This window comes from Cutibacterium sp. LaCa_255, assembly GCF_057458005.1.
In genome coordinates, this window is sequence record NZ_CP190956.1 from 915,878 (window position 1) to 929,773 (window position 13,896).

Below are 13,896 nucleotides of genomic sequence, written 5' to 3' on the forward strand. Positions count from 1 at the left end.
TGACGCGAGCGCCGCGGTGGAGTAACCTTGTCGGCATCTCGTGTCCACCCCGGACCATACGGTCCGCCTCACGGGTCCTGACTGTTCCCGACATCTTGGAGTGCACAATGACGCTGACCCTCGAAGAGGTGCGCAAGGTTCGTTTCCCGATGGTCAAACGCCCCGGCGAGGGCTACCGCGCCATTGAAGTCGATGATTTCGTCGACAAGGTTGAAGCGGCGTTCATGACCCTCACCGACGAGAATGAGCGTCTCAAGGCCCAGGTCGAGGCCCTTAGGTCCGGCGACCAGGGTGAGCAGAAGGCCGATCAGGAGCTCGTCGACGAGAACGAGCACCTCCGTGCCCAGATCGAGGAGCTGCGCTCCCAACAGAATGATCGTCCGGCGGTTGATTCCGGTGAGGTCGATCGTGCCAAGGCCGCCCAGCAGGAGGCCGAGAACCGCGCCCACCAGATCGAGCAGGAGAAGGCTTCCCTGCAGTCCGAGATCGAGGAGCTGCGTCGGGCCACCCAGCGCCCGGGCCAGGACATCGACCCGGCCGAGGTTGCCCGCCTGCGCAGCGAGAACGAGCGTCTTGGCGCCCAGCTGCGTGATGCCCAGGCCCTTGCCTCCCGTAGCCGTACTTCCTCGGTCGCCCAACAGCAGCCGACGACCACCGAGGATGGCGTCCAGAAGCTTGTCGTGACCACCAGCGCTGAAGCCTCTCCGGCCGTGGTCCGCATGGTTGAGCTGGCCCTCGCCGACGCCGAGCGTGTCGTCCACGAGGCTGAGCAGGAAGCCGGTCGCAAGGTTCAGGCTGCCGAGACCAAGGCTCACGAGCTCACCGTCGATGCCCAGACCCGTGCCGAGCGCATCGAGTCCAGCGCCCGCGTCAATGCCGAGAAGATGACCTCGGACGCCAAGAGCAACGCTGACAAGGTCAATGCCGATGCCCAGACCCGCCGCACCGAGCTCTTCCGCGAGCTCGAGGCCGAGCGTGACACCTTGGCAGGCAATGTCGACCACCTGCGCTCCTTCGAGGCGAGCTACCGCGATGCCCTCACCTCCCACCTGCGTGCTCAGGCTGACAACCTGGAGAATGGTGTCTTCGAGCCCGCCGAGCTGCCCGAGCTGCTCAAGTCGGAGAACCGCGTTGCTCCGGGTGATTCCTCCACCCCGCGTCTCGACGCTCTCATTGGCCGCGGCCAGCAGCAGAACTGACGCGACACACTTTCTAAGACACCGTGCCCCGGTCATGTGACCGGGGCACGGCGTCGTTCATCTGGTGGCCAACCTCGGAGCCGGCGACGAGGATGACGGGTGAGTGGCATGGGTGTAATGTCTGCCCACAGTTCATGTACCTCCCACGTAGGTGATGACATGAGCGGCACACACCACCAAGCCGGGGACGATCCCCGCATGACGATGGAGAGTTCCATGTCAGATCATGATGCCGAGGCCATCGCCGCCTCCCTGCCGGTGCGCGACGGCGATGAGCCATGGACGGCCGATGAGGTTCGCGAGATCATCGACGCCCTGGAGTCGGATGTCCACAGGATGGGTACCGCCCTCGCCAAGGCCGAGAATGACCTTGCCGATCTCATGAAGCAGGGCAACGACGGTGCCGGCATGGACACCATCGACGTTGGTTCCTCCCAGTTCGAGCGTGACCAGGAGATCTCCGTTACCCGCAACGCCCGTGCCGTCTACGACCAGTCGAAGCTCGCTCTCCAGCTGCTCGACGAGGGTACCTGGGGTACCTGCGAGTCCTGTGGCAAGGCCGTTGGAAAGGCTCGTCTGCAGGCCTTCCCGCGAGCCACCATGTGCGTCAAGTGCAAGCAGCGCGAAGAGCGCCGGTGATCTCTCCCACTGATCCGACTACGCTGACAGGAGCGCAGCTCAGGCGTTGGCGTCTGGTGATGGTCGTCATCGCGGTGGCTGGCTATGGCCTTGACCAATGGACCAAGGCGAAGGCCGTCGCTCATCTTGATCCCGACGATCCGCCGAGCTGGTTTGGCGGTTTCTTCACGCTGCGGTTGTTGCGTAATCCTGGTGCTGCCTTTTCCATGGGATCGACGGCGACCGTCCTCATCAGCCTCTTTGCCATCGCGATGCTCATCGTCGTGTGTGCGTGGGGGGTCCCGAAGGCTCGTCATCGTTGGTCCCTCATCGCTTGCGGAATGCTCATTGCTGGTATCTGCGGGAACCTCACCGATCGCATCTTCCGGGAGCCTGGGCCATTGCGTGGCCATGTCGTCGACTTCATCAGCCTGCCGCATTTCGCGGTCTTCAACGTCGCAGACATCTTCATCACCGGTACGGCGATCCTCGTCGTGCTGGTGTCGATCTTCGGCCGCCACGACGGTGAAGGCCATGCGACGGATGACAATGTACGAGGGGAGCGCGACGAGAAGGAGGAGATGTGAGCGTCCTGCTGGTACCTGATGGTCTTGACGGAGAGAGGGTTGATGTCGCTGCTGCTCGGATGAGCGGGGTGTCGCGATCCCGGATTGCCGATCTCATCGAGGAAGGGTTGGTCTTCCTGGACGGGCAGAAGGTGTCCCGGGCGTCTGTTCGCGTCGCCATGGGACAGATGCTCGACATCGATCTGTCGGATCCCGTCGCCACCCCGTCGATCACCCCTCAGATCGTCGAGGGGATGAGAATCGTTCACGATGACTCTGACATCGTCGTCGTTGACAAGCCGGCTGGTGTGGTCGCTCACCCGTCTCTGGGTTGGGATGGTCCCAGCGTCGTCGAGCATCTGGCGGCCGCTGGATTCGCGATCTCCACGAGTGGGGCGCCGGAGCGTCAGGGCATCGTGCAGCGCCTCGACGTCGGAACCTCCGGTCTTATGGTGGTCGCCAAAAGTGAGCACGCCTACACCTTGTTGAAGCAGGCCTTTCGGGACCGAACCGTCGACAAGGTGTATCTCGCCCTTGTCCAGGGACATCCCGATCCGTTCACGGGAACGATCGATGCCCCCATCGGTCGTGATCATCGTCACGACTGGAAGATGGCGATCGTCGACGGCGGGCGTCACTCCGTCACTCACTACGAGACGATCGAGGCCTTCCGTCACGCGACCCTGCTCAAGGTGCATCTCGAGACCGGTCGAACCCACCAGATCCGGGTGCACATGGCAGCCGTCAAACATCCCTGCTGTGGAGATCCGCTTTACGGGTGTGATCCGGTGCTGGCCAAGGAACTGGGGCTGGAGCGGCAGTGGTTGCATGCCGCGGAACTGTCATTCACCCATCCAGGACGTGGCGAATGGGTGACGTTCCGCTCGGACCCGTCCGAGGATCTTCAGCACGCGCTGGATGTGGTGAGGCAAGCCTGAACAGTCGCTCAGTCGGCTGTGGTCATCCGTGCATCATGGATGAACGTCTGGTGTACATCCGGCGCTGAGAGGCTCATTGAGTCGGGTCCCCTCCATGTCGGGCGGTATCGTGAGAGGTGTGCGTAGAGCTAAGATTGTGAACACCCTTGGACCCGCTGTGTCCAGCCATGACGCCATGAAGGAGCTCATGGAGGCTGGCATGAACATCGCCCGCCTCAACATGAGCCACGGCGACTACTCCGAACACCAGGAGCGTCTTGACCTGGTTCGCTCGGTTTCGAAGGAGCTCGGGCTCAACGTGGCAGCCCTGGCCGACCTGCAGGGCCCGAAGATCCGTACCGGCCTGTTCGAGAAGGCCGAGGGAGAGTCGAACGGCAAGATCGACCTTGAGATTGGTGACAAGTTCACCATCACCACCGATGACATCATGGGCAACCAGGAGCGCGTCTCCACCACCTTCAAGGGACTGCCCGAGGACTGCAAGGCTGGTGACGTCATCCTCATCGACGACGGCAAGACCGTCCTGCAGGTTGACTCCGTCAGCGGCAACGACGTCAACTGCCACTGCACCGTCGCCGGCCCGGTCGGTGACCACAAGGGCATCAACCTTCCCGGTGTCGCCGTGTCCATCCCGGCCCTGACCGAGAAGGACGAGGAGAACCTGCGCTGGGCACTCAAGGCCGGCATCGATCTCGTCGCCCTGTCCTTTGTCCGTCACGGTTCCGACATCGACCGCGTCCACGAGATCATGGATGAGGAGGGACGCACCGTCCCAGTCATCGCCAAGCTCGAGAAGCCGCAGGCCATCGAGAACCTCGACGAGATCATCGACGCCTTCGACGCAGTCATGGTTGCCCGTGGCGACATGGCCGTTGAGTGCCCGCTCGAGGAGGTCCCGCTGATCCAGAAGCAGATCATCGAGAAAGCTCGTCTGCAGGCCAAGCCCGCTATCGTGGCCACCCAGATGCTCGAGTCGATGATCCACGCTCCCCGTCCGACTCGCGCTGAGGCTGCCGACGTGGCCAACGCCATCCTGGACGGTGCCGACGGCGTCATGACCTCCGCTGAGACCAGCGTTGGCGACTTCCCGGGCGAGACCGTTCGCACCATGGCCAAGATCGTGGAGTCCACCGAGGCTCACGGCCTGGACAAGATCGCCAAGATCGACTGGGACCCGCACACCACCGGCGGCATCATGTCGAAGGCTGCTGCCGAGATCGCCGAACGTGCCGAGGCCAAGTTCATCGTGGCCTTCACCAAGTTCGGTGACACCGCTCGCCGTATCGCCCGTCTGCGTCCGAGCACCCCGCTCATCGTCTTCACCCCTGATGAGACCACCACCAAGGATCTCGCCTGGGTGTGGGGTGCCCACGCCGTCGTCACCCCGGTCTTCAAGACCGCTGAGGAGCTGTACCGCTGGGTCAACGCCTACCTGCGTGACAAGGGCTTCGTGCCGGTCGGCGACCGCGTCGTCGTGCTGTCCGGCTCCCCGATGGACATCCCCGGCAAGACCAATGATCTGCGCATCCTTCGCATCAAGGAGGACGACTGATCGCGGTTGAACCTCGATTGTCGCGACGTCCCTCACCCCTTCTGGGGCGGGGGACGTCGCCCTTTTCAGGACGGGGAGAGCGACTTCGTCCGCACCTCGGAAGGATTCGACGAGGTGGGGGACGGGGCTGGTAAAGTCCGTGACGGCGATGGATCCCGCCTGGCCGATGCCGAACTGCCGATCTGGCTGATGGTTCCTGCCCCGTCATGCGTGGGTGGGAGTCTGCCCTCGCACCAATGAATGAGCGAGATGACGATGGATCCCGTGCAGTCGCGTGGCCTCCAATGCGGAGGATGGTCATGAGTGGACACATGGCGGCGAAAGATGGCGCAGTGCCTCAGCCGCACCCCTCCCGAATGGTCGAGTTCCGCGGTCACCCCATCGTCGTCGCGGTGGTTCCGGGGCAATCGAGTCTGGTGGCCCTGACGGCTGCCTCACTGGCCCGTGCAACCAAGGCCTCCCAAATTGTCTTCGCCCACGTTGATCAGCGGCGCTGTGTCGTCGAGGAGAACACAGATGGGTCGGTGGTGTCCGTACCCATCGACCCGGACGCCATGGATGGTGACGCTGAGACCCTCCGTCAGCGTCTGACCGAGGAAATCTCGACAGCCTTGGGAGACTGCGATGTCCCGTGGTGGCTGGAATACCTTGCTGGTCGGCCAGATCGTGCCTTGACCCACCTCGCTCGAGCCATTGACGCCGCGGCCTTCGTCGTGGGAGCCAGAACGCATCGCCGGCGTCGGGTCCAGGAATTCGTGAGTGGATCGATTGCGACCAATCTGTCCCACCATCAGCACCGCCCGGTACTTGTGGTGCCCACCGCCGTCGTCGACTGGAAGGATTCCTCGCCATGGCAGTGAGATCGGGATTTCTCGATCGTCGTCCGGTACTGGTGGGGTTGGTCTTCCTGGGGGGATGCCTGGGCACCCTCATGCGAGCCGAAATAGCCCACGCCTGGCCGGCTCCTGCCGACGGTGTGCCCTGGGCGACCCTGGTGACCAATCTCGTCGGGGCCTTCGTGCTCGCGACCCTGCTCGAAGTTCTCGTCCATGCCGGCCCTGACGAGGGGATTCGCCGAGCGGTTCGGCTCTGCCTTGGCACCGGTCTGCTTGGCGGGTTCACGACCTATTCCACCCTCGCAGTGGAGTCCGGGCAGCGTGTCATGTCTGGGTACTGGCTGTTGGGCATTGCCTACCTCTTGACGAGTGTCGCGGCAGGTGCCTTCCTGGCCTGGGCCATGATCACCACGGTGCGTGCTGCAGTTCGCAGGAGGTCGTCATGACGATGCTGTGGATCTGCCTGGCTGGTGGCCTTGGTGCGGTCACGAGGTTCGTGCTTGACTCGCGCGTCAACTCTCGTTTCCCGGCCCCAGTGCCGGTGGGAACCCTCGTCATCAATGTGCTGGGATCCCTGCTGTTGGGATTCATCATCGCGGTGGCTCTCAACCATGTGGGATTCTCACAGAGTCTCAAGGGTCCGCTGGGAACCGGATTCTGCGGTGGCTTCACGACTTTCAGCACGGCGTCAGTGGAGACCTCGCGCACCGCGTCCAGCCGTGGGATGAGCGTGGGAGCTCTGCACTGTCTGGGGATGGCCATTGCGGGAGCGCTGGCAGCGATCCTGGGCCTGTCCCTGGGATCACTGGTGTAAGCCGACGGTGCCCGAGAGGGGAGTCGAACCCCTACGCCCGCAAGGACAGCGCATTTTGAGTGCGCCGCGTCTACCATTCCGCCACTCGGGCCGGCTCGCCTATTGTGCCACAGTTGCGCCGGTATGCCGATTTTGCGGCCACTGGGTGTTGCCGCTGATCGACCATTCGGTCGTCACTGAGGGAAATGCCGTTACGATCGGGCACGCCTGCAGGTGCGTCAAGGCCTGTCAACCATTAGGATTGAATCGAGTTGTCAACGATCGACATGCAAGGAACCACCGTGAGCAAGCCACAGGACCCCACCCGGTCAACCTCTGATTCGGGGGTGGAGAAGGAACATCCACGCGTCGTGGTGGCCGAGGACGAGGCTCTCATCCGCCTTGATCTCGTCGAGCTTCTCGAGGAGCATGGTTACGAGATCGTCGGCCAGGCCAGTGACGGCGAAGAGGCTGTCCGTCTCGCCAATGAGCTCGAACCTGACTTGGTCGTCATGGACGTCAAGATGCCGAAGATGGACGGCATCACCGCAGCCGACAAGATCGCCGAGGACCGCATCTGTGCGGTCGTCATGCTGACCGCCTTCTCCCAGCGCGACCTCATCAAACGTGCCAAGGAGGCCGGTGCGATGGCCTACGTCGTCAAGCCCTTCGATGCCTCGGACGTCATTCCGGCCATCGAGATCGCCATGGCCCGCTTTGCCGAGATCCGCGGCGTGGAGGACGAGGTCATGGACCTGGAGGAGCGTCTGGAATCGCGCAAGATCGTCGACCAAGCCAAGGGCATCCTGCAGACCAGCCTTGATCTCACCGAGCCGGAGGCCTTCCGGTGGATCCAGAAGACCGCCATGGACCTGCGCAAGTCGATGCGCGAGGTGGCTCAGGGAGTCATTGACCACGCCGAGAACGAGAAGTGATCTCGGCGCAGCCCCATTCTCAGATGACCTGACAGGTCATCCTTCCAACAGCACAGATACGGCCCTCATTGTCGACAATCTCGACGGTGTGGGTCGTTGTGTGTCTGCCCAGATGCACCGCCGTCGCGGTCGCGATGACCTGATGGCCGTGGGGTGGGCGCAGATGCGATACCGAGAGTTCAGTACCGACGGCAGAATGCTCGAAGGTGCGCGCGTGGGCTATGGCAGCCAGGGAGCCGGCTGTCTCCACGAGGACGCCAGAGCCGCCGCCGTGCCACAGACCCATGGGCTGGGTGTTGCCGTCGAGCGGTGCGGTGACGACACAGCGGGTGGGAGAGATCTCACGTACCTTGACGCCGAGTTTGTCGTCAAGGGGGCTGACGAGCTCGGCCAGCCACTCGGGAAGCGGATGTTCAGGGATGGAATAGCTCACAGGTGAAGCATGCCACCGTTTGCCATGTCGATCCCTCAAGACTGTCCGCGGTGTCCTCTAAAGTCGAGGACATGAGCGAGACGACGCAGCCCACCCTCATGGTCCTCGATGGGCATTCCATGGCCTTCCGGGCTTTCTATGCCTTGCCGGTGGAGAACTTCATCACCTCGACGGGCCAGCACACCAATGCGGTGCACGGTTTTGTCGCCATGCTCATCAACCTGCTGCGTAACGAGAAGCCCACGCACATCGCGGTGGCGTGGGACCTTGCCGGTGGTACCTTCCGAACTACTGAGTACCCCGAGTACAAGGCGGGACGAGCCGCCACTCCGCCGGAATTCCCCGGCCAGATCGACCTCATCAAGGAGGTCCTCGACGCCCTCCACATCGTTCATCTGTCCAAGAAGAACTACGAGGCCGATGACATTCTCGCCACCCTGTCCACCCGGGCGACCGCTGAGGGGTTCAAGTCCTTGCTCGTCTCGGGGGACCGGGACGCCATGCAGCTCGTCAATGACCAGGTGACGGTGCTCTATCCGCGCAAGGGTGTCTCGGACCTCGCCCGCATGACACCGGAAGGCGTCGAGGAGAAGTATCTCGTGCCCCCCGCCCGTTACCCCGAGCTGGCGGCCTTGGTGGGGGAGAGCGCTGACCATCTTCCCGGCGTTCCCGGGGTTGGCCCCAAGACGGCTGTGAAGTGGCTCAACGCCTATGACGGTCTGGAGAACCTCATTCGTGAGGCTGACACCGTCAGGGGCAAGGCGGGCCAATCCTTCCGTGACCATCTCGACGACGTCATTCGTAACCGCAAACTCAACGCCCTGGTCCGTGACCTCGACCTTGACGTCACCCTGGCCGACCTTGCTCGTCAGGCCTGGGATCCCAAGGCCACCCGCGCGGTCTTCGACACCCTCGAGTTCCGTACCCTGTGGGATCGTGTGCGTGTGCTGGCATCCGAGTCGGATGCCGACGAGGTCGTCGAGATCGACGAGACCCTTGACGTCTCCGGCGCGGCGCTCGAGCCGGGCACCTTGGGAGACTGGCTCTCCACGGTGGAAGGCCGGATCGGTGTTGACGTCACGGGCACCTGGGGCAGTGGGGCCGGTGACGTGGAGGCCGTGGCGTTGGGAGCCGGAGACGGCACTGCGGTGTGGTTCGACACAGCTGATCTCGGCCCGGGTGACGAGAAGGCCTTTGCACAATGGCTCGCAGACGAGGCCCATGCGAAGGCGATGCATTCGGCCAAGGGCCCGGTGGAGGCGTTGGCCGAGCGCGGCTGGGAGGTCAATGGGCTCACCTGCGACACCGAGCTTGCCTCGTACCTGCTGCACCCGGATCGCCGCACCCACAAGTTCGACGACGCGGTGCGCACCCACCTCAACGTCACCTTGGGTGAGGAGGAGGACCAGTCCGACCAAGGGATGCTCGACTTCGGGGACGACCGGTCCGCTGAAACCATGGAGGGGGCGGTGGCGGTCACCAAGCTGGCCGACGTCATGGAGAAGGAGGTCGAGGCTCGCGGCGGGTCCGAGCTGCTCCACGACGTCGAGATGAGGGTGCAGCGGTGCCTCATCTCGATGGAGCGGGCCGGCATCGCCGTCGACGCCGACGTTCTGGAAGGGCTGCGATCCGAATTCGACGAGCGTGTCACTCGCGCCCAGGAGGCTGCCTGGGAGGCGGCTGGTGAGAAGATCAATCTGTCCTCTCCCAAGCAGTTGCAGGGGATACTCTTCGACAAGCTCGACATGCCGAAGACCCGGCGCACCAAGTCCGGATACACCACCGACGCCGATGCGCTGGCTGGTCTGTACGAGAAGACCGAGCATCCCTTCCTGGCCCATCTGCTGGAGCATCGCGATGCCATCAAGTTGCGTCAGACCGTCGACGGACTGCTCAAGGAAGTTCGTGACGACGGCCGGGTCCACACCACTTACATGCAGACGATCGCCGCGACCGGACGCCTGTCGAGCAAGGATCCGAACCTGCAGAACATTCCCATGCGCACCGAGGAGGGACGACGCATTCGGGAAGGATTCGTCGTCGGTGAGGGGTATGAGTCCCTCATGAGTGCCGACTATTCCCAGATTGAGATGCGGATCATGGCTCATGTCTCGGGGGATCAGTCCCTCATCGACGCCTTCCGGTCTGGGCAGGATTTCCATACGGTGACGGCCTCGCACGTCTTCGGAGTGGCTCCTGAGGATGTCAGTGTCGCCCAACGTTCCAAGATCAAGGCCATGAACTACGGTCTGGCCTACGGTCTGAGCGCCTATGGGCTGTCCAACCAGCTCAAGGTGAGCGTCGGCGAGGCCAAGGAACTCATGGCTGATTACTTCAGCATCTTCGGGAAGGTCCACGAATATCTCGAGGAGGTCGTCGACCAGGCCCGTCATCAGGGATACACCGAGACCCTGCTGGGACGCCGTCGCTACCTTCCCGACCTCACCTCGACCAATCGCCAGCGTCGCGAGATGGCGGAACGCGCCGCCCTCAACGCACCCATCCAGGGATCGGCCGCAGATCTCATCAAGCTCGCCATGCTCGCCACCGACGAGAAACTTGACGAGGCTGGTCTGACGAGTCGCGTCCTGCTGCAGGTCCATGACGAGCTTATCCTCGAGGTCGCCAATGGCGAGGAGAAGAGGGTCCGCGAGATCGTCACCGACGCGATGGTCCACGCCATGGAATTGTCAGTGCCGCTGGCGGTGTCGATTGGCGTCGGACGGTCGTGGTTCGACGCTGCGCACTGAACCCCGCCAACGAGATGAGGGGCATCCCAACCGGGACGCCCCTCATCTCGTCATCAGTTGTGACGATCACCCCATGTCGAACCAGACTGAGCCGGAGTAGGTGACTTCGGTGCCATCGACGGTGATGGTTCGGGTTTCGGTAGTAGCGGTGAGAGGCATCTGAACTCCCGGCGTTGCAACGGCGATGTGGTACGCAGTGCAGTGGACTGTACCTATTCAGAGATCGTTCTGGGAGAGAAAAAGAGATATTTCTCTCATTGTTGGTTGCCGGGGGGTTGAGGAGTCATCAGAACCCGAGGGGCGCCTGCGCCCGATACGCAACTGGCCCGGCCGATGTCGGCCGGGCCAGCAGGGCTTACGAATCACTGATCATGCCGGGGCATACTCCACCATGCGCTCGGCAAGGACCGAGAGCACGTGACGCCACGGCTTTCCAGTGGCTCGTTCCATCCCGAGCTCGCAGGTGCGGTTCGCCGACAGGTAGAGGTCGAAGTCTTGTGCAACCAGCTCGGCTACCTCCCGTCGGGTGGCCGATTCGGTGAGTTCGGGATGCAACATGCCACGATCACCGGCGAATCCGCAGCAACCCCACGCATCTGCCACGGTGACCTCGTCAGCCACCGCTTCGGCGCAACGCTTGAGGGCGTCATTCCAGCCCATCCGGGTTGAGGAGCAGGTGGGGTGAAGGGCTGCCCGGCCCACCTTGGGAAGGGGCGGCATGATCGGCAGCACCTCGTCGGCGACGTACTGGACGGCGTCAACGACGTGGATGCCCGTGACTCCCTCGTACTCAAGCTCATGCACGAACCCTTCCGAGCAGCTGACGGCGTCGGAGACGACTGTCAATTCGCCATCCCTGGTGGCCCGACGCATGACGTCGACGACACGACGCCGCATCGTTGCGTACCCCTCCGTCATTCCCTTGGACTTCCATGGCGTGCCACAGCACAGCGAATTGATGCCCTCGGGGACCGTCACGCCAATGCCAGCCGCAGTGAGCAGCGCAATGATCGAGAACTCCGTGGTCTGCTCGCCCGGTACCGCGCCACCGAACATGGTGTTGACGCAGGCCGGCAGGTAGACGACTTCCGGTCGTCCTCTTGGTGCGCTGCGATGTCCAGAACTGCGTCGGTGCCCGCCACCAGGTAGCTCGTCGGACACCTTTGGGATTCGGTCGGCTCCCAGCACAGCGCGTGCCGCACCGGTGAGCACATTGGTGGCGGACGCCGGGATCGGCTTGATTGCGGACATTCCGGCGCTCGCCGCGGTGACGAAGGGATTCCATCCCTTGGCGGCCAGGTCCCAGGTGGTTTGCCAAGCAGCTGGATTCTGTTCGGTTCGCAGGCGGCGAACCAGGTCTCCGGTGTTGATGTGCAGTGGACAGTTCGTCTCGCACATCCCGTCGACGGCACAGGTCTGCACCACCGGGTAGGTGGCGCGCTGCTCGAGATCTGCAGCCAGCTCCTCGTCGCCGTCGTCGCGGGCCTGGGCGATGGCCCGTTGCATGACGATGCGTTGGCGAGGAGTCACGGTGAGATCGCGGGACGGGCAGACCGGCTCGCAGTATCCACACTCGACGCAGCGATCGACCTCTTCCTGGACGGTCGGGGTGAGCTTGACCTCCTTGAGGTGCAGCTTGGGGTCGTCGGTGATGATGCTGCCGCGGTTGAGTACACCCGTCGGATCCACTGATTCCTTGACCTGCCGCATGATCCGGTAGAGATCGGGGCCGTACTGACGCTCCACGAAAGGGGCCATGATCCGTCCCGTGCCGTGCTCGGCCTTGAGGGTGCCGTGGGCATCGAGGACGAGGGTGACCATGTCCTCGGTGAATCGTTCGTAACGATCCAGCCCCTTCTTCTCCCGGAAGTCCTCGAGGACCAAGAAGTGGATGTTTCCGTCCTTGGCATGGCCGAAGATGACCGACTCCGGGTAGTTGTGCTCGCCGAAGAGCTGCTGTAGGTCTCCGCACACCCCGGCGAGGGTCTCGACGGGGACGGCAATGTCCTCCAGCAGTGCTGTCTGGCCAGATGGTCGGGTGCCGGCAATTTTGGCGTAGAGGCCATTGCGCAGGGTCCAGATCGGGCCGCGGACGGCGGGATCGTCGGTGAAGGTGGGCTCGTTGACGAGGTCAAGACCGGAGATAACGGAGTTGCCAGCCTCGATGGCTTCCTTGCGGGACTGATCGTCGGGGCAGTGGTACTCGACGAGGAGAGCAGCGTCTCCGCTTCCGGGGGCTGGCGGGATGATGTGGCCGTTGGCTGGGTCGTCGCGACATAGCTGAAGGGACGAGGAGTCCATCAGCTCGGTGACGGTGACACCGGATTCCACCAGGGCGGGAAGGGCCTTGGTTGCGGAGTCAAGGGTCGGGAAGTGGAGGAGGGCTGTGGCCAGTTTCGGCATGATCTGCACCGTGTTCATGACAGCCGATGAGATGAACCCGAGTGTGCCCTCGGAGCCGATCATGAGGTGGGAGAGGATCTGGGCGGGGGTGTCGTAGTCGAGGAAGGCGTTGAGCCCATACCCCATGGTGTTCTTGCGAGAGAACTGGAAGGCAATCTCATCAGCGCGGGCCTTCTCTCGGCACTGATCGCGCAACGCCAGCAAGGTTTCCACGAGTTCTGGCTCGTCGTGGGCCAATTTGTCCTCGCACTGTGGTTCCGAGGTGTTGACGACAGTCCCCGAGGCCAGCACGAAGACCATGGAATCCAGAGTTCGGTAGGAATTGGCGATGGTGCCGCAACTCATGCCCGAGGAGTTGTCAGCGAGGACGCCGCCCAAGGTGCATGCCACTGACGAGGCCGGGTCGGGGCCAAGTTTGCGTCCGTACCTGGCAAGGACCGCATTGACTGCGACGACGGTTGCCCCAGGCTGGACGCGTACCTTGCGGCCACCGTCGAGAACCTCAATGCCACGGAACGACCTGCGGGTGTCGACCATGACGCCGTTCGTCAGGCCCTGCCCCGACAGACTCGTTCCGCCGGAACGGAAATTGACAGCCACGTTGTGGCGTTTGGCTGCCGCCATGGCTGCTGCGACATCGGAGGTCGATCCGGCGCGGACGAGGACACCTGGAGTGAGGAGGTAGTGGGAGGCATCGGGGGCCACCGCAGCCAGGTTGAGAGGATCGTGGCTGATCTTGGTCTCCCCGAGCGCTGCGAGCAGATCGGTGAGAAGTGTGGACGGAATGGACGAGCGTGCACCGCGGTTCATATTCCTAACTTTAGGTATGACCGAACGTGCGCGCCCTTCTCAGGGTGGCCTTATGCGAACTTG

General features: G+C 63.2%; 12 protein-coding genes, 1 tRNA gene and 1 riboswitch. Of the genes, 10 read left to right on the forward strand and 3 right to left on the reverse strand.

Features of this window, described 5'->3' with window-relative positions; genetic code table 11:
* Nucleotides 1-107 precede the first annotated feature (107 nt).
* From ACP8ML_RS04075 to ACP8ML_RS04110, 8 genes are all read left to right on the forward strand, one after another.
* A complete protein-coding gene (locus ACP8ML_RS04075) occupies nt 108-1,199 on the forward strand; it encodes a DivIVA domain-containing protein (protein WP_486703033.1) in 1,092 nt (363 codons plus the stop codon).
* Nucleotides 1,200-1,358: 159 nt separating this feature from the next.
* The gene (locus tag ACP8ML_RS04080) at nt 1,359-1,838 is read left to right on the forward strand and encodes a TraR/DksA family transcriptional regulator (RefSeq protein ID WP_004811792.1); all 480 of its coding nucleotides are present in this window, start codon (nt 1,359-1,361) and stop codon (nt 1,836-1,838) included.
* Between the two features lie 59 nt (nt 1,839-1,897).
* Nucleotides 1,898-2,404, forward strand: a complete 507-nt coding sequence (locus ACP8ML_RS04085) for a signal peptidase II (protein ID WP_065673939.1) — start codon at nt 1,898-1,900, stop codon at nt 2,402-2,404.
* Complete coding sequence (locus tag ACP8ML_RS04090; protein ID WP_117189287.1) at nt 2,401-3,321, forward strand: RluA family pseudouridine synthase; 921 nt, start codon at nt 2,401-2,403, stop codon at nt 3,319-3,321. Before ACP8ML_RS04085 ends, ACP8ML_RS04090 begins: the two co-directional genes overlap by 4 nt.
* Nucleotides 3,322-3,496: 175 nt before the next feature.
* Nucleotides 3,497-4,873 (forward strand): pyruvate kinase, encoded by a 1,377-nt coding sequence (gene pyk, locus ACP8ML_RS04095; RefSeq protein WP_486703066.1) that lies wholly within the window; start codon nt 3,497-3,499, stop codon nt 4,871-4,873.
* A gap of 135 nt (nt 4,874-5,008) precedes the next feature.
* Nucleotides 5,009-5,079: riboswitch (Fluoride riboswitch) on the forward strand.
* Nucleotides 5,080-5,172: 93 nt separating this feature from the next.
* Complete coding sequence (locus ACP8ML_RS04100) at nt 5,173-5,733, forward strand: universal stress protein (protein ID WP_249361226.1); 561 nt, start codon at nt 5,173-5,175, stop codon at nt 5,731-5,733.
* Nucleotides 5,724-6,155: a fluoride efflux transporter FluC gene (locus ACP8ML_RS04105; RefSeq protein ID WP_065673943.1), complete on the forward strand. Its 432-nt coding sequence runs from the start codon at nt 5,724-5,726 to the stop codon at nt 6,153-6,155. The genes ACP8ML_RS04100 and ACP8ML_RS04105 overlap by 10 nt, the downstream gene beginning before the upstream one ends.
* Nucleotides 6,152-6,523, forward strand: a complete 372-nt coding sequence (locus ACP8ML_RS04110) for a fluoride efflux transporter FluC (protein WP_117189286.1) — start codon at nt 6,152-6,154, stop codon at nt 6,521-6,523. Before ACP8ML_RS04105 ends, ACP8ML_RS04110 begins: the two co-directional genes overlap by 4 nt.
* 8 nt (nt 6,524-6,531) lie before the next feature.
* Here ACP8ML_RS04110 and ACP8ML_RS04115 read toward each other — a convergent pair.
* Nucleotides 6,532-6,614, reverse strand: a tRNA-Leu gene (locus tag ACP8ML_RS04115).
* 175 nt (nt 6,615-6,789) lie between these two features.
* On the opposite strand from ACP8ML_RS04115, the gene ACP8ML_RS04120 reads away from it, so the two are divergent.
* Entirely contained in the window at nt 6,790-7,437 is a 648-nt protein-coding gene (locus ACP8ML_RS04120) for an ANTAR domain-containing response regulator (RefSeq protein WP_036975884.1), read from the forward strand.
* Between the two features lie 19 nt (nt 7,438-7,456).
* Here the strand turns inward: ACP8ML_RS04120 and ACP8ML_RS04125 are convergent, their stop codons facing one another.
* Nucleotides 7,457-7,870, reverse strand: a complete 414-nt coding sequence (locus ACP8ML_RS04125) for a PaaI family thioesterase (protein ID WP_117189285.1) — start codon at nt 7,868-7,870, stop codon at nt 7,457-7,459.
* Nucleotides 7,871-7,941: 71 nt separating this feature from the next.
* Between ACP8ML_RS04125 and polA the strand changes: the two genes are divergently transcribed.
* Nucleotides 7,942-10,620 (forward strand): DNA polymerase I, encoded by a 2,679-nt coding sequence (gene polA, locus ACP8ML_RS04130; protein WP_117189284.1) that lies wholly within the window; start codon nt 7,942-7,944, stop codon nt 10,618-10,620.
* A gap of 369 nt (nt 10,621-10,989) precedes the next feature.
* Here the strand turns inward: polA and ACP8ML_RS04135 are convergent, their stop codons facing one another.
* Nucleotides 10,990-13,833: an FAD-binding and (Fe-S)-binding domain-containing protein gene (locus tag ACP8ML_RS04135; protein WP_486703034.1), complete on the reverse strand. Its 2,844-nt coding sequence runs from the start codon at nt 13,831-13,833 to the stop codon at nt 10,990-10,992.
* Nucleotides 13,834-13,896 lie beyond the last annotated feature (63 nt).